The organism is Nocardia sp. NPDC046473 (assembly GCF_040645995.1).
GTDB lineage: Bacteria > Actinomycetota > Actinomycetes > Mycobacteriales > Mycobacteriaceae > Nocardia.
The window spans coordinates 248866-264495 of record NZ_JBEYZJ010000012.1; the positions used below are offsets into that span (position 1 = coordinate 248866).

Sequence of the window (15630 nt, forward strand, 5' to 3'; positions counted from 1 at the left end):
TCAATCCACGACGCGCAGGTTTTCGATCTGCCGGCGTAGGTGATCGAGCAGCTTCTCGGGGTCGTCGAAGTCGGCGGGGTCGATGGGGTCGCCGAAGTGGATCGTCACCTGCTGGCTGCGGTCGAAGACGGGGCCGGTGCCGCGGGTGCGGCGCATGGGCAGGACCCGGTCGGTTCCGGTGGTCCCCACGGGGATGATCGGAACCCCGGTTGCCAGCGCGAGTTTCGCGACGCCGGGCCTGTAGGGTTCGTACTCGTCGGGGGCGACGAGCCGCCCCTCCGGATAGATGAGCAGGACGCCGTCGTGCCGGAGAATCTGCTCGGCCTGTGATAGCGCGGTCTGGCCGGATTCGCTGTCCCGGCGCAGCACCGGGATCTGGCCGAGCCGGCGCACCAGCCAGCCCACCACCGGCCACGACCACAGTTCCGCCATGGCGATGGCGACGGCTCGGCGTCGCAGCGCGCCCCAGAGGAAGACCGCGTCCAGCATGGAGATGTGATTGCTGGCCACGATCACCGGTCCGGTGATCGGCACGGCTTCGCGGCCGATCACGGTGACCCGCACGACATTCGACCAGGCGAGTGCGCGCAGCAGGCGGCGTACCAGTTTCGTGGTCACCCATGCGCGCTTGCCGAGCCCCTTCGGCCGCCGGACCGATTCCTCGTTCATTGCTACCCCCACACGATTCGGCCTGCCAGCCCTCGAACCAGATTACCGACGCCGGTCGCGCAGTCCGAACCTACTGCCCAGCTGCGCAGCGGTCCATCCACTCCTTGGTGGCTTGTGCGCGGATCAGTGTGAAAACCGTTTCGTCGTCGATCGCATCGGACTGCGACAGCTCGAGTAGGCTGTCCTGCTCGAGCAGTCCGAAGGTGCACAACTCGGATCCGATCAGGTTTCTCGCGAATTGCCGGTAGTCGAACCGAGTCGCGATACCGCCGCCGCCCTTGCCCATCCGGCGAGCGATTTCCGGCGGCAGCGTGTCCGCGAACACGGCCCGTTCCACAGCCCGATCGCGGCCCGCATGGCAGTGCACCGATCGCGGTATCTGCAGCGACAGCCGTATCAGTGGCCAGAACACGTATGGCTTCCGCTCGTACACGCTGGTACCCGCGAGTGGGATCCTGTTGAATTCCGCGATCCGCAGGCCGGCGTACTGAAAGCCTCGGGATATGTCTTCTCGCACGATTTCCCGCAGGCCGGGCGCGGGCTGCCTCGGCACACTTCCGAGGCTCCTGCCGGTAATCGGAACGGGTTTGAATGCGTGGGCGCCGAGTACATTCTCGGTAAAGTGTTTCCGGCCTGCGCCGGACCAGGCATCCAGCAGGGTAGTCCACAGCGATTCGTGTTGCTGAATCGCCACGCCGATGACCGCTTTCGCCTTGTCTATCGGGTTGCGCGCCTCACGAATCAACTGCTCGGTCAGAATTGATCGAGTAACCCGGAGGAACAACTGGTCACCGCCGTCGCCGCTGAGGATCACCTGAGATCCATGCGCCTCGGCCGTCCGGTGGATCTTCGCGTTCAGCGGGCCGGCCACCACCATTTTGGACGGTCTGGGTGACGGCAGAAATAGATCAGGTGACAGATCTGTTCGGGAAGCGCCGTGTGCCGTCTCGATATAATCGGAAATCGACACGATCGAGTCGGCCAGCGCGGCGAAATAGATCCGCTCATCGCTCCGCGGGTCGTCGTTTCGCCAGGTATTCATCAGGTGTATCGGAGATTCCGGATATATTTTCGCCGCGGCGACTGCGACTACCGATGAATCCAGTCCGCCGGACGATGCGATACTGAATCCGAGTTCGCCATAAACGGTCTTGTGAGCGACGCTGTTCGAAATCTGATCGCGCACGAGCCGGGTGGCCTCGTCGAATGAGAGCGAACGATTGGGCCGCACGTCGCGAACCAATTCTGGCATGGCATCATAATTATGCACCGTGGTATCGGTGACACTCAGTATGCCGCCACTGAGTAGCTCTTTGATCTGCCGGAACCCGGTGCGGTTGGTGATCCAGCCGGGATTCAGCAAAGACCCGCCGAGGTACTCCCGATCCCATTCTCCGGTATCCGCGGCAATCTCGTCGGGGAGATAGATTCCGCTCCATGCGACAACCCCGGATGGGCGTTGCCGATAGAAGACCAGCACCTCCGAGAACGGCGGACGGACGAGATAGGATTCATCAGGGGATCGAACAATGAAGACGGTGTCCCCGGCATAACACCGCAGCAGGATCGAAGCGACTTCGCGAGCGCTACGACCGTTCAGCTTCGCGGGTTCGACCTGGGCTGGGCTGCCGGAGACCGCGTCGACCGGCGTGTCGACGACATCGACCGTGATCGATCCGGCCAGCTCCAGCCGACACAGCGACCGTGCGGCCATTTCGATCCGGTCGGTGTCGAGATTCATCGCCCGAACCTCAGCATGTCGCTGAATCCCTCGGCGTTCTTCTTTGTGTCGTTCAAGATGTATCCCTGAGATTCGACCCATGCATGGGCATGAAACGGTGGGTAACGTACTGCCACGACGAATTCGATGTCCTGCAGATAAGCCGAAGCGAACAGGTAGGCGGCCACCGAGTCCGCCAAGCAAGCGACTCGGTCCGGCCGGAATGTTCGTAAGTACTGATAGGCCGCAGCGGTCTCGGCCACGTCGAGTGTGGTTGTCGGTCGCGGCTGGGACCGACTCTGTAGTACGCGTACCTGGTCGGCTATCTTCAGATGACGCGATCGGTGTGCAATGAATTGCGCTCGCACGAAACGGCCGACCATCGATGGCGCGGGAATGAGATTCCGTGGTGCGGTTCGTACGTCTTCGAGCAGTAAATTGTGCCTGCGCAGCCTGCGCTGCTGCGCCAATTCGAGATGCTCCGCCTCGGCTAAGCCGTAACGATTGGTTCGGAGGTCGAGCTCGAGCCAATGCCCGTTGGACCAGGCTCTGTGCACGGCATCATCGTCGCTCATCGGCCGGCTTTCTGCAGAAGCGGAGTACTCGTGTGCTGATTGATTAACCGAGGAATCTGTCGCCGTGTGCCGGATCAGGAATCAGGCCGTCATTCCAACCCAGGGTCAGCTCGGTCGCATCGCCCAGATCCTGGACAATCGTAGTGGTATGCACAGTATTCACCTCCCCCCAATGCTTTTCACAGTATATACCTGCTAATCGGAGGGTAGCAGTCTCGTCGTGATCCGACAAGGTCAGCTGGCGCGACTAGGAATTATAGAAAAACAAGAGAGCGATAATGTCGCAGTAGGTCCAGCAGGACTGCCATAATTGCTGCCAACTTATCGGGCAGTCGACGGCATAGGTGCCGGTCAGGCACTCCTACCGAAAAAGAAGAGGAGGGTATCGGGTCGGCCGCTTCTTCGGCCGATGCCGGTGTCGGTCGAGTGGTGGTCGATATTCGCAGGAATTCGGGGCTTCACCCACGGCCGACGGCAGGGATGAATGGTTGCATACCGGAGTGTGCAATCAGGGTCCCGCTGATTCTTCTGAGCTGACAGCGGAGGACGGAGTCGGCCTGTTGGATCCTGCTGAGCGGGCATTGGTCGAGGGGGCGGGGCACAGCGCCGCCGGGGGTGCGACGTCGCTGGTGTCGCTGTCGATGCGGACCTGTGCAAGCGGCTGGCGGCAGACCCCCGTTGACGCAATTCGTCAGTGCCCCAGCCGGTAGAAACGGCTGCGGCTGGCCGTTCTACGACCCGGAACAGTCGGTATCCGGCCGGGCCCGGAGCCGCCATCCTGGATCGACGGGGACGCCGCAGGCAGGCCGCGGCTGCGATGAAGGCAGTCATAACGCCGCCAAAGCCCATCCGCAACATCGGAAGGTCGACGAACACAAGGAGATTCACCATGTCCGAGATCGCCATCCCGACCCAGGTCGCCCACCCTTGGCAGGCAACCGCTCGCACGGTCTTCGCCGTGCTGGTCGCACTTGCCTCGCTCATTCCCGTGGTCGCGGTCGCGGGCGGTGTCGATACCGTGCCCGCCGTCGCGCAGTTGGTCACCGTGTGCGCGGCGGTGACCCGCATCCTCGCGCTGCCCGGCGTCGACGACTTTCTTTCACGGTTCCTGCCGTTCCTGGCGGCCGGAAGCGTCCGACCGGAGCAGACCTCGACGTGCTGACACCGCGCGCTCGGCGGCATGGGGCAGCCACGCCTAGGCTCGCTGAGTGCATCTGGAGCTCATTACGATCATCGTCGAGGCTTACGACTCGGCCATCGAGTTCTTCGTCGAGACACTAGGTTTCGATCTCGTCGAAGACTCTCCATCACTGACAGACGATGGTCGCGTCAAACGATGGGTAGTCGTTCGCCCGCCCGCCGCCACCACCGGAATCCTGCTCGCCCAGGCGGACGGGGACAGGCAACATCGCACTATAGGAGAGCAGACCGCCGGTCGGGTCGGGTTCTTTCTGCGGGTGGCCGACTTCTCAGAGGCATATCGGCGGATGGTCGATGCTGGGGTGTCGTTCGTGACCGAGCCGCGCACCGAGCCTTACGGGCAGGTCGCCGTCTTCCTCGACATCTCAGGCAACCGGTGGGATCTACTCGGACCATGCGAGCCTGAGGTTGGTTAGCCGGCAATTTCCGACCGAAGCGGATCTGCTGCAAGACCTGTGGACAAAGTGGAAGAGCTGGGCAGACCAGCGGCCACCCCAGGCCCGAATCCGCAACTCAGCCCCAACACTGCCTGCGCGACCCTGAAACGATCAACCGGGAATCAAGCCGGTGGATCCAGGCTGAGTCGGCGCACCAGGGCAAGGGGCTCGCACAGTACCTGTATCACCAGGGTCTCCCGGACGTCCAAAACGCCTGTCAACGTGGTTGAACGCGAAAGCGCCGACAACACTCCATCGACACGCACTGCAGCCATCAGTTCAATTCAGCTGCCCCGAATACGCGACCGTGTCGGCGCATTCTTCCACGACAGAAGGGACGGAAACCAATGGCGGGCAACCAATTCAACACTCACACAGAACTTTTCGATCTGAGTGGGAAGTACGCCCTTGTCACTGGCGGCACCGGTGGGATTGGGATGATGATCGCGCGCGGCCTTCTCCAGGCGGGTGCGCGCGTCGTCATCAGCTCACGCAAGGCGGACAGGTGCGCGGAGGCACAGCAGCTACTGTCCGAATTCGGCGACGTTCAAGCAATCCCCGCCGACCTGTCCAGGCACGACGACTGTCAGCGCCTCGCTGATCTTGTCAAGGTCGACTCCGAACGCCTGGACATCCTTGTCAACAACGCGGGAGCGATGTGGCGCGAGCCGCTGGCGACGTTCCCGGACGAGGCCTGGGACGCAGTGCTCGACCTCAACCTCAAGTCGCCGTTCTGGCTGGTGCAGGCGCTGCTGCCCGCACTTCGCAAGGCGGGCACCGCCGATGATCCCGCGCGGATCATCAACATCGGCAGCATCGCCGCCATCCACGTCGCCCAGTCACCCAACTACTCGTACGCCAGCAGTAAGGCGGCACTCCATCAACTCACCAGAGTGCTTGCCAGAGAGCTTGGCCCACAGCACATCACGGTGAACGCGGTAGCACCGGGAGTGTTCCCGTCGCAGATGATGGCGTCCACGCTCGATGCCATCGGCGATACGATCGCGGCGGCGGCTCCGCTGCGCCGACTCGGCCGCGACGACGACATGGCGGGTATCGCCGTGTTTCTCGCCAGCCGGGCTGGGTCCTACCTCACGGGCACCATCGTCCCGGTCGACGGCGGCATCGCGACGACCGCCTCGGGTACCCCTTAGGCTGCTGCCGCTGAAGAGCGGCGTTGGGTGGGGATCGAGCCGGGAGATCCCGTGCTGTTGGTCGCGATGCCCGAGGAGGGGCTTGTCGCGGTTCGGGGTCCGTGGATGCTGAGGCAGCCCTGTTGCCGCATTTGCTCCGTTACGGGATCCGGAGTCTCCGGACGGGCTTTCGCTCCGCACGCTACGCGAGGGCTAGCTGTCGCGTTGCGGTGTCCGTTTCAGGGGTGTTCGACCGGCTTTTGCTTCGCGGTAGAAGCGGTTGTCGGGTCACTACACCTTGGTTGCTGGCTTCGCATGCGTTCGGGAAAACGTGCTCGATGAGACACGCCGACACGTCCGGTCTTCGTCGGTGTTGGACCAGCGACCATCCTGTTATCTCGAAGAGGCCAGACGGTCGGGTTTTCGGCGGGTTCCTGGCTGGGCCGGGCAAACTTCTCGCGTGTGCCGCGCGTGCGTGTTCTAGGTGTCTTGAACACGGTAGCTGGCTTCGATAGCGGTGAGGTGTGGAAAGAGTCCAGGTGGGGGCATATGTGTCGCGTTCGGGGGCTCTTGAACCCCTGAAGGCGACACTGATGACACAAGTTGTGCGCGAGAGGGGACTTTAGCCCGTGGTCGCGACGCCTCGGGGCGCAATGTGTGTTCAAGCGGGGTTCAGTTACGTCGCTAGAATGTAGCACAGTATTCTGTTGGCTGTTGTCACGATCGCTATCATGTTGCGTCGTAGTGGGTTTCGTCTCTCCCTTCTGAATAGCTGGCTTGTGGTGTGTTCAAGTGTTTCGGCGGCCGCTGGTTTGCGGGGTGGTTCAGGCAGTGCCCAGGATAGGCCGAAATCTTCTGTGGGGGTTGATGGTTGGTATGGCTGCTTGTGGTGGTTCGAGGGGAGTCGTTGCCGTGATGGGTATGTCGGTCGCGGCCACTGCGCGAGGATGTGTAATCGATGTGGCTTCAGTGGATCTCAGTGCAGGGTCGGTGGATCTGGGTTGCCGGCCGGGTGTGATCTGTCTGGTTGCGGGGTACTTCTGCGAATTGGATTGCCAGAGTAGGGGTTCGGGATGACGAGTGCTGGAGCGGGTGGCGCGGTGTTGCCTGGCCCGGTCGCTCAACCGCGGCGACCGGGCCAGGTGTGTGCGGTGGTTGTGTGATTGTCAGGTGGGCTGGTGGGTGAGGAGTGGATGGCGTTGTTGGGTGAGTGTTGCTAGTGCGGCGGTGATTTCGTAGAGGTCGGCTTTGACGTAGGTGGCGGTGGTGCCGTGGGTTCGGGTGTGGTGGCCGGCGCGGGCGGTGGCGTAGCCGAAGGCGCGTTCGACCCAGGTGAGGGTGGTGTGTCGGAGCCGGTGGGTGGTGATGTGTTGGGCCGCGACCCAGGGCAGATGGCGGCCGAGGCGGTCCCAGAGGTGGTCGTAGCGTCGGCGGGTGATGGGTTTGCCGTTGCGGTAGCGCAGGAGTTGACCTTGCGGTGGGCTGCCGCGTTGTGACGACCCACAGATGAACATCACCGACGTCCCAATGGATCCTCGGGCACGCCTCTGTGGCCACGACGCAGCAGTGGGCAGGCGAAACCCTCACGCGGAACGGCAATTTCGGGTCAGGACAGCACGGCTTCGATCAGGTGCGGTCCTGGTTCCCGGGTCGCGGCGGCGAACTGGTCGGCGAGTTGTTCGGCTGTGGTGGCGCGGGTCGCGGGCACTCCCATGCCGTGGCTGAGGGCGACGAAGTCGAGATCCGGATGGGAGAGGTCGAGCATTCGGGTGGAAGCGCTGCCATTGCCTTGTGCGCCGACGCGATCGAGTTCCGAGCGCAGGATAGCGTAGGACTTGTTGTTGAGCACGACGGTGGTGATGTCCAGGTTTTCCCGGGCTTGGGTCCATAGGGCGGAAATGGTGTACATGGCGCTGCCGTCGGCCTCCAGGCACACGACCGGTCGATCGGGACAGGCCACCGCGGCACCGACCGAGAGTGGAAGGCCTTGGCCGACAGCCAATCCGGCCAGCCCGAGTGCGTCGTGGGCAGGTGCGCCCGCGGTGGCCGCCGTCAACGTCTGCATGCCCGCGGTGATCGATTCGTCGCAGACGATCGCGTCCTGTGGCAGCAGTCCGCCGATGACCCACGCCCAGTTGGCTTGGGTGAGTACACCTTTGGGTAGGGCGGTGAGAGTTGCGGGTGCGGGGCGGGGTTTCAGCTCCGGCGCGATCCGGTCGGCGATACTGGTCAGGCCGGAGAGAACCGGGGTGAACTCGTCAGCGAGGACGTGCAGATCGATTCCCGCGGGAACGAGGTTTCCGTCCTGGTCGGGATAACCGAAAGACGCTACGGGCGAACGGGCTCCGGCCAGTATCAGATGACGCACTCCCGCCATCTGGGCGCGCACGTCTTCACTGCGGTAGGCGAGCGGAGTCACCGTCGGTATTCCCGCTCCTCGACGCAGCGCTGCGGGCCAGGTCGGACAGAACAGGAGTGTTCCGGTGGCCTGGGCGATGCGGTCAGCCGCGTTGAGCCCGTCCTCGGTGAGTGCGTCGCCGTCGAGCAGCAGGACGGTCTTTTCGCCGGAACGCAGGATCTTCTCCGCGGCGTCGGAGGCGACGACGGCATCCCGGGCAGGCCGGTTCGGCAGTGCGGGCGCTGCCACGCCACCCGTCGACCACGACAGGTCGGCGGGTACCACCACCGTCGCTATCGATCCGGAGGTACCGGTGCGCTGCGCGACCGAATCCTCGAATCCGCTCGTGGCGGCGATCGCGGCGGCGATGTCGCGGCCGAGTCCAGCGCTGTCGGCCGGACGGTACAGCCAGGCGGAGACCGATCCGGCGACCGCGTCGATGTCGGAGTCGAGCGGGGAATCGAGGGGTTTGTGGTCGCGCGAGTGGTCCCCGACAATATTGAGCACGGGAGTGCCGGCGCGGCGGGCGTTATGGAGATTGGCCAGTCCGTTTCCGAGGCCGGGGCCGAGGTGCAGCAACGTCGCCGCGGGCCGTCGCGTCATGCGGCCGTATCCGTCTGCCGCGCCGGTCGCGACCCCCTCGAACAGGCAGAGGATGCCGCGCATCTGCGGGTATCGGTCCAGCGCCGCGACGAAGTGCATCTCCGATGTGCCCGGGTTACCGAAACATACTCGGACATCGCTGTCGAGCATCGTTTCGATGATTGCTTCAGCGCCGTTCATTCTTTGCTCCAGTTGTTCCGCTTCACCGGCTTGTCCGCTCCTTGGCAGCGAACTATCCACCGATAACACCGGAGTCACCTGCCGAGGCCCTGCCGCAGACCAGGAAACACCGTGCCGTAGCGGCATGCTCAAACTCTGACTCCGCATGCGCCAGAGCATATTTCACGCCGATTGAATGCCGGACCTGTTGACCTTGCCGTTGCGGCACGGTCGAAACTGTCGTCCGAGCGCCGGACAGTTCGAGGGCTTCTTCGACATGGCCGGGGCGCATCGATCACGAAAGGCCCAAAACTGTATGACTCGGAATTCGTCGGTTTTCGTGTTAATCCCCGGAGCTCGGCAGGGCGGCTGGGCGTGGCAGCCGGTGGCTCGACGCCTGCGTGCGGCCGGGCAGCAGGCGCTGACATTGACCCTGCCCTGCCCGGCCGACGGAGACCCACCGACCAGATTGCACCTGTCCGACGCGGTGGCCCATGTGGTGAGCGAGATCGAGAAGCGCGGGCTTGGAGCAGGTCACCCTGGTGGCACACAGTTGGGGCGGGTATGTCGTTACCGGAGCGTACTTCCTCGAAGCGCTCGACGTCCCGGCGGTCACCACGGTGGGTATTCCGGCCGCTTACATCCTCAGCGAGGAGGACCGCGTGCTGGCCCGTCCTGGGCTGAGTTCGCTGCCCGAGGGGGGTTGACGTCAGTGATCGTCCCGGGCGGTCATGAGTCGATGCTTACTCATCCGGCCGGGGTCACTCGGGCGCTTCTGGCTGCTTGACCACGCCGTAGCAGCAAGTTGTGCACTCCCGCAATAGGTTTCACGACGACCATTTCCACGACGACCAGGAGTCATCATGAATGAGTATCCCGCTCCGCCCTCGGTATCGCAGGACCGGCAATTCGTTCTCGGTCAGCATCTTCGTTTGTCCATCCTCATCTCGGCCCATGAAACCGGTGGCCAATTCGACCTGAGCGATGTCACGTTGCCTGGCGGGGCGTGGACTCCGTTGCATCTGCATACTCGCTATGAGGAGCGGCTCTGGGTGGTCTCCGGTGCTTTGACCGTGTGGTCGGGACCGGACACGTTCACCCTGGGGGCGGGCGACTTCTACGCGATTGCGAAGAATACTCCGCACACCATCAATGCCGGCCCTGATGGTGCACGTGCGCTCAATCTGACCAATCCTGGTAAGTTCGCTGAACTCATCAGCCGGACTGGAACACCTGCGCACTTGGCGACGTCGGAGACCGAATGGGATATGGCATTGTTCCAAGCGGTGACCGACGAATTCGGCGACGTCATACTCGGCCCGCCCGGAATGACCCCGGCCGAGCTGGATTCGACGGCGCGTCAATAATGGGTCCGCGCACCGTCGGTGTCAGTTCCAGGCCGTCATGAAATCATGCTCAGCGACGCAATGGGCTGGCTACCGCGTTGGCGGCCGACATGGACACGGGGCGCTCGACAGTCTCGACCGCGCTGCGGCGGCACGGTCAAGTCAGAAATCGGCGCAAACGTGCCGGTGTCCCCTCGGATCCGAGGGGACACCGTGATCCGACGGCATAGTCGATCGGCAATTCGGGTGGGCGCTCACCGCCGTGACCGAGTTCGTCCGGTCAGGTCGACTTGACTCTGCCGTTGCGGCAGGGTGTGCACTCCCCACCAGCGAGCGTTCTCGTGCGACAGCGGGACCGCGCTGAAACATTTCTGGGAGCAATGAATTGATATGGAGACTCCGGTGACCGAGAGTGAAGACCTGCCGACGAATTGGGGGAGATGGGGCGAGCACGACGAGCGGGGCACCCTGAACCTGATCACCGCCGAGGTGCGGGCCGCCGCAGTCGCCGAGGCGCGCAGCGGGCGGACCGTGTCGATCTCGCGGCCCATGCCGACGTCACCCTTGGTGGCCGGGCCCGGCGCGCCGCTGGGCGCGGACTCGATCGGGGTGATGCAGGCGGGGCTGTTCACCGGTACCGCCCCGCTGGCTACGGCCGAACTGGTCATTATGATGACGCACCATCCCGAAGTGACACACTTCGACTCCCTGGTGCATCAGGTCGTGGACGGCAAGGTGTACCCGGGGGTCGCGTTGGAGCAGGCCGGTGGTGCGGAGGGCTACCGGCACGGGTCCACCGCGATATTCGCCCACGGTGTGGTAACCCGCGGCGTCCTGGTCGATCTGGCCGCCGATGGCCCATTGCCCGACGGCCACGGGGTGACCGGCGCGGAGCTCGAGCAGGCATGTGCGCGAGCCGGGGTGCAGGTGCGTAGTGGGGACGCGTTGGTGGTGCATGGCGGCTGGGACTATGCGGCCAGTCGGCACCGACGTATTCCGGGTCTGACTCTCGACGCGGTCGCCTGGATGCACCAGCACGACGTGGCTGTCTATGCCGGTGACATCGGCGACGGGCGTCCGCCGGTCGATCCCCGCGTTCCCGGTCCGTTGCACCGAGTGGCTCTGGCTCGCTTGGGGATGCCTTTGATCGACGTCGCCGACCCCACCGAGCTGGTGGTCGCTTGTGTCGAGGAGGGCCGGTCGACCTTCCTGTTCGTTGCCGCGCCTCCGAGGCTCGGTGCCGCGAGCGGCGTGCCGGTCAATCCGCTCGCCATCTTCTGAAGTTAGAGACTGTTTCATGAGTTTGATCGGTGGTTCCGTGTTTCCGGTACGGTCCGATATCCGGGTGCGGCAGGCTGATCTCGGCCGGGGCGGCTCGGTCAGCACAGTCGGGATGTTCCGCTGGTTGGAGGACGCATGCTATGAGCTGCTGGTTTGACTGCGCCGTTGCGACACAGTGTCTGCTGGTGTGCTGTGTTCGCGGCGGGCGGATCGGGTTCCGAAGGAGGGATTGTGATGGCTTGGAGTACGCGTGAGATCGCCGATCTTGCCGGCACCAGCGTGCGGGCGGTGCGGCACTATCACGAGATCGGCTTGCTGGCCGAGCCCGAGCGGCGGTCCAACGGTTACAAGCTCTACGGTGTGCCGCACCTGGTGCGCCTGCTGCGGATAAAACGCCTTGTCGATCTGGGTTTCTCGCTGGCCCGGATCGCGGAGATGGGCGATATGACCCACCATCCCGAACAGGCGCTGCGCACCTTGGATGCCGAGCTCGCGGCGACTGTCGAACGACTGCAACGGATCCGCACCGAACTGGCCCTGAGCCTGAGCCAGGCCACACCGACCGATCTGCCGACCCCATTGGCTACGGCCGCCGTCGAAGTGGACCTGTCCGACGCCGATCGCGCACTGGCTGTTGTGCTGACCCGCGTGCTGAGCCCCGCGACGCTGGATGGTTACGCCGACATGCTGCAGTCGTACTTCACACACCCTGCGGTCACCGAATTCGGCCGGTTGCCCGCCGATGCCGACGAGTGCGTCCGGCATGAATGCGCGGAGCGACTGGCCCGGCTCGCGCGTCAGCTGTTCGGTAGTCATCCGGACTTGAAGGACCTCACCGTCGGGGCGCCACGTGGGGCACGGGTCGCCACGGAAACGATCGGCCTGGCTCTGAACGAGCTATACACCCCCGTTCAGCTCGATGTGCTTCGCCGCCTCGCCGAGCTGCTGGCCGCGGGCTCCAGCGGGGAGCACTGACCGGACCGATCCGTTGTGGGAGATGGACGACGACCGACCGGTGGGGTTCATCGCAACCGGTAAGACGCCGGTGAAGCTGCGCCACTTGGCCGCGAATCCTGTTGTGGCGTTCTCGTATTGGAGCCCCACCCAGCATGTCGTGCAGGGCGAATCCGTCGCGAGCTGGGAGGAGGACGCGGCGGTGAAACACCGCGTCTGGGATCTGTTCACGACCACGCCGCCGCCGCTCGGATACGATCTGCGGCTGTTCGCACCGGGCCCGGACAGTCCGCAATTCTCGTCGCTGCGACTGGATCCCGAACGCGTCCAGGTGCTCGACGGGGCAGGCTTTCCCACCAACCTCACGCCTCGGATCGCCATGCTCGGGTCGCATCCACCAGCACTGTGAGCTGACCCGTGGACCGCACGGCAACCAACGGGTCCATCGTTATTCGACATGCCGACCTTGCTGTCGAGACCGACGAGATCACCGCACTGCTGGTGGATTACATGACGACGGCGCAGCGACAGCTCCTGGCGACGTTCGGCATCCGGGATGCACTGACCGATGTGTCCGGCGTGCGCGCGTCGCTGCGGGAGTACGACCACTCGCCGAATGTCCTCTTGGTAGCGGAGGATTCGAGTCGTGGATTGGTGGGGGTGGCGGGGCTGCGGACCCTCGGCCCCGGCGTTGCCGAGGTGAAGCGGATGTACGTCGTTCCCGACGTCCGTGGCCTGCATGTCGGTTCGCGTCTGCTCGACTGCCTGCTCGGCGAGGCCGCACAACGAGCGGTGTCGACCGTGCGGCTCGACACCGCCCGGTTCATGGTCGATGCCCAACGGTTGTATCGCTCACGCGGATTCGTCGAACGGTCGCCCTACCCGCAGACGGAAATACCACAGCTGCTTCACGACTACTGGATCTTCTTCGAGTTACGGACGGATGGCCTCGTCGACGAGGGCGCCGATGACATCGTCGATGCCCCGACCTGACTCGGTGGGAACCTGATTCAGGATGATCGTCACCGCACGGTCGCGGGTAGCGCCGCCGGCGGTGTAGAAGCCGGGGATGCTCCCACCATGGCCCCAGGTTTCGACACCGGACGCGGTGGTCCCGCCGAACAGCCCTAATCCGATCCGATCCGATGAATACGGGTCGGGGACGGTGCGCTGCATCTCGGCGAGTTGTGTCGGTGGCACCACCGTGCCCGACAACAGGGCGATGAAGAACTGGTTCAGGTCGTGGCCGGTGGAAAGCATGGCGCCGTCGGGCAGACCGCCGTTGGGGTCGATATCGGTGATGTCGACGCGCCCGACGTCGGACTCGAGGTAGGCCCGCGGGTGAGGGCCGCGGATGACACTGTCGATCGGGTACCGAGGCCAATACGTGTCGTGCAGTCCCAACGGGCCGATGATCCGTTGGGCCACTTCGACATCGACCGCCACGCCGGTCACCCGTTCGATCAGTTGTCCGGCCAGCAGGTAGTTGGTGTTGGAGTACTCGAAACTGGTGCAGGGGGAGAACGGGGCGCGCTGATCCAGACCGAGCCGGATCAGGTCGCTGATCGAGTGGGATTGCGTGAGTGCTTCGACGGAGTCGAGATCCAATCGGGAGAGATAATCTGGGATTCCGCTGGTGTGCTGCAACAGATTTCGGACGGTCACCCGATTGCCGGCGCCGTCGGGTCCGGTGACGATGCCGGGGAGATAGCGCTCCACGGGAGCGTCGAGTTCCACGCGGTTCTCCGCGACCAGTTGCAGCACGACCGAGGCGACGAATGTCTTGGTATTGCTCGCGATCCGCGCCCGGGCGGCGTCGGGGAAGACGGCTCCGGTGGTCGTGTCGGCCACACCGCTGGTGAGTTGGACATCATGGCCGTCGCGGGTGAGCACCAACTGCGCTCCGGGAACACCGGCGTCGCGCACGAGCTGATCCAGCAGTGCCTGCAGACGTGTGGGGGATTTCGGTATGCTGCCGTCGGCGCACGCACCGATCGCGGCGGGTACGGCCAGCACAAGGACTGCCGCCACGGCGAGGGGCCACTTCAATTCTCTTTACCTCCAACAGATTTCGACGGTACGCAAGAGAGGTCAAGGGGCTCCGACGGTGAAACTCCAGCTTCACCCGTGATCATTCGAAGAGTCAGAGATCGGGTTTGCGGACGAGGACGAGTTGTCCCAGTGGATTGTCGATGATCTCGGGGCGTTCGAACCCGGCTGTAGTTGCCTCGGCGGCGAGGGCTTGCGCGGACAGCCCGAAGGCGGCGTCCTGCTGTCGGAAGAAGAGCTGATCGAGCACAGAGCGGAGAGTCGGTTCGCCCGGCGGCAGCGGCGGGAAGTCCTCCTGCATCAGCAGCAGACCGCCCGGGCGCAGTGCGCGCAGGATGACCGCGAGGGTGGCGGTGCGGGCGTCGGTGGTGAAAAAGGCTTGCGCCCAATAGCACACGGGGAAGGCGGCTTCGTAGGTCAGGACACGGGCGTCGACGGTTCGGATCTCTACGCGGTCGGCGACATCGGCGTCTTCGGCGCGGCGGCGAAGCTCGGCAGCGACCTCCGGGACGACTTCGACTCCGACGGCGCGCAGTGTGTCGAACAGTGACAGCGTCGTCAGGAGCCCACCTCCTACTCCACTGCCGACGTCGAGCACGGGACCGCCCTGGTCGAGTCGGTCCCGAAATTCCGGTAGCGACTGGAACAGGAGCTGGTACAGCTGCTGTGCCCCGCCGTCGGGCCGCACGCCCCAGTCGCGGGCGAGGACCAGCGCGTGCTCCCCGGCGAGGCCGGGCGGGTCGGCGTTCGGCCGCACCGCCCGCCCGACCTGGTGCCGTGCCAGGTCCAGCGCATCGAGTACGGCCGACATCTCGATGCCGGACACGCCCGTAACAAGAGCATCGAAGGTGGGGGTCAGCCGAAACGAGGCGTCGTCGGCTTCCACTATTCCGGCGACAGTGAACACTGTCAGGACATTCAAAGCCTGCTCGACCGCAACGCCCTGTGCGGCGGCTAGTTCCGCAGAGGTGGTCGCTGTGCGCAGCTGGTCGAGCCAACCCGCCTCGTGGGCGGATCGAACGAGCTCGAGCAGTTCCATACCCTCGGCCCAGCTCTTCATAGCGGCTTTTGCCGCCAGTCCGGCCTGGATCCTGTCCATATCTTCT

17 protein-coding genes are annotated in these 15630 nt (G+C 64.3%); 10 read left to right on the plus strand and 7 right to left on the minus strand.

Annotated elements, in window-relative coordinates:
• The 3 genes from ABZ942_RS38265 to ABZ942_RS38275 form a co-directional block, all read right to left on the minus strand.
• Window positions 1-669 (minus strand): lysophospholipid acyltransferase family protein, encoded by a 669-nt coding sequence (locus ABZ942_RS38265; protein WP_357390992.1) that lies wholly within the window; start codon window positions 667-669, stop codon window positions 1-3.
• Window positions 670-739: 70 nt separating this feature from the next.
• On the minus strand, window positions 740-2491 hold the full coding sequence (locus ABZ942_RS38270; RefSeq protein ID WP_357391184.1) for an asparagine synthase-related protein: 1752 nt from the start codon (window positions 2489-2491) through the stop codon (window positions 740-742).
• The gene (locus tag ABZ942_RS38275) at window positions 2407-2964 is read right to left on the minus strand and encodes a lasso peptide biosynthesis B2 protein (protein WP_357390994.1); all 558 of its coding nucleotides are present in this window, start codon (window positions 2962-2964) and stop codon (window positions 2407-2409) included. Before ABZ942_RS38275 ends, ABZ942_RS38270 begins: the two co-directional genes overlap by 85 nt.
• 889 nt (window positions 2965-3853) lie before the next feature.
• On the opposite strand from ABZ942_RS38275, the gene ABZ942_RS38280 reads away from it, so the two are divergent.
• The 3 genes from ABZ942_RS38280 (at window position 3854) to ABZ942_RS38290 (ending at window position 5755) form a co-directional block, all read left to right on the plus strand.
• The gene (locus ABZ942_RS38280) at window positions 3854-4126 is read left to right on the plus strand and encodes a hypothetical protein (RefSeq protein WP_357390996.1); all 273 of its coding nucleotides are present in this window, start codon (window positions 3854-3856) and stop codon (window positions 4124-4126) included.
• 46 nt (window positions 4127-4172) lie between these two features.
• Window positions 4173-4580 carry a VOC family protein gene (locus tag ABZ942_RS38285; protein ID WP_357390998.1) on the plus strand — a complete coding sequence of 136 codons (408 nt, stop codon included), beginning with the start codon at window positions 4173-4175 and terminating at the stop codon, window positions 4578-4580.
• 368 nt (window positions 4581-4948) lie between these two features.
• A complete protein-coding gene (locus ABZ942_RS38290) occupies window positions 4949-5755 on the plus strand; it encodes an SDR family oxidoreductase (protein ID WP_357391000.1) in 807 nt (268 codons plus the stop codon).
• 1145 nt (window positions 5756-6900) lie between these two features.
• Here ABZ942_RS38290 and ABZ942_RS38295 read toward each other — a convergent pair.
• Both ABZ942_RS38295 and ABZ942_RS38300 read right to left on the minus strand, forming a co-directional pair.
• Window positions 6901-7251: a hypothetical protein gene (locus ABZ942_RS38295; protein WP_357391002.1), complete on the minus strand. Its 351-nt coding sequence runs from the start codon at window positions 7249-7251 to the stop codon at window positions 6901-6903.
• 89 nt (window positions 7252-7340) lie between these two features.
• The gene (locus ABZ942_RS38300) at window positions 7341-8915 is read right to left on the minus strand and encodes an acetolactate synthase large subunit (protein ID WP_357391004.1); all 1575 of its coding nucleotides are present in this window, start codon (window positions 8913-8915) and stop codon (window positions 7341-7343) included.
• A 503-nt stretch (window positions 8916-9418) separates the two neighbouring features.
• Here ABZ942_RS38300 and ABZ942_RS38305 point away from each other — a divergent pair.
• The 7 genes from ABZ942_RS38305 to ABZ942_RS38335 all read left to right on the plus strand — a co-directional run bounded on the left by ABZ942_RS38305 (window position 9419) and on the right by ABZ942_RS38335 (window position 13468).
• Complete coding sequence (locus ABZ942_RS38305; RefSeq protein WP_357391006.1) at window positions 9419-9601, plus strand: hypothetical protein; 183 nt, start codon at window positions 9419-9421, stop codon at window positions 9599-9601.
• A 225-nt stretch (window positions 9602-9826) separates the two neighbouring features.
• Complete coding sequence (locus ABZ942_RS38310) at window positions 9827-10261, plus strand: cupin domain-containing protein (RefSeq protein WP_357391008.1); 435 nt, start codon at window positions 9827-9829, stop codon at window positions 10259-10261.
• A 381-nt stretch (window positions 10262-10642) separates the two neighbouring features.
• The gene (locus ABZ942_RS38315) at window positions 10643-11521 is read left to right on the plus strand and encodes a cyclase family protein (RefSeq protein ID WP_357391010.1); all 879 of its coding nucleotides are present in this window, start codon (window positions 10643-10645) and stop codon (window positions 11519-11521) included.
• 16 nt (window positions 11522-11537) lie between these two features.
• Window positions 11538-11678: a hypothetical protein gene (locus tag ABZ942_RS38320; protein WP_357391012.1), complete on the plus strand. Its 141-nt coding sequence runs from the start codon at window positions 11538-11540 to the stop codon at window positions 11676-11678.
• Between the two features lie 77 nt (window positions 11679-11755).
• Entirely contained in the window at window positions 11756-12496 is a 741-nt protein-coding gene (locus ABZ942_RS38325; protein ID WP_357391014.1) for a MerR family transcriptional regulator, read from the plus strand.
• A 22-nt stretch (window positions 12497-12518) separates the two neighbouring features.
• Window positions 12519-12884 carry a pyridoxamine 5'-phosphate oxidase family protein gene (locus ABZ942_RS38330; RefSeq protein ID WP_357391016.1) on the plus strand — a complete coding sequence of 122 codons (366 nt, stop codon included), beginning with the start codon at window positions 12519-12521 and terminating at the stop codon, window positions 12882-12884.
• Window positions 12885-12892: 8 nt separating this feature from the next.
• Complete coding sequence (locus tag ABZ942_RS38335) at window positions 12893-13468, plus strand: GNAT family N-acetyltransferase (protein ID WP_357391018.1); 576 nt, start codon at window positions 12893-12895, stop codon at window positions 13466-13468.
• Here ABZ942_RS38335 and ABZ942_RS38340 read toward each other — a convergent pair.
• Together ABZ942_RS38340 and ABZ942_RS38345 are read right to left on the minus strand one after the other, a co-directional pair.
• Window positions 13409-14524, minus strand: a complete 1116-nt coding sequence (locus ABZ942_RS38340; protein ID WP_357391020.1) for a serine hydrolase domain-containing protein — start codon at window positions 14522-14524, stop codon at window positions 13409-13411. The two genes, ABZ942_RS38335 and ABZ942_RS38340, sit on opposite strands and share 60 nt — an antisense overlap.
• Window positions 14525-14618: 94 nt before the next feature.
• A complete protein-coding gene (locus ABZ942_RS38345) occupies window positions 14619-15623 on the minus strand; it encodes a class I SAM-dependent methyltransferase (protein ID WP_357391022.1) in 1005 nt (334 codons plus the stop codon).
• Window positions 15624-15630: the final 7 nt, after the last annotated feature.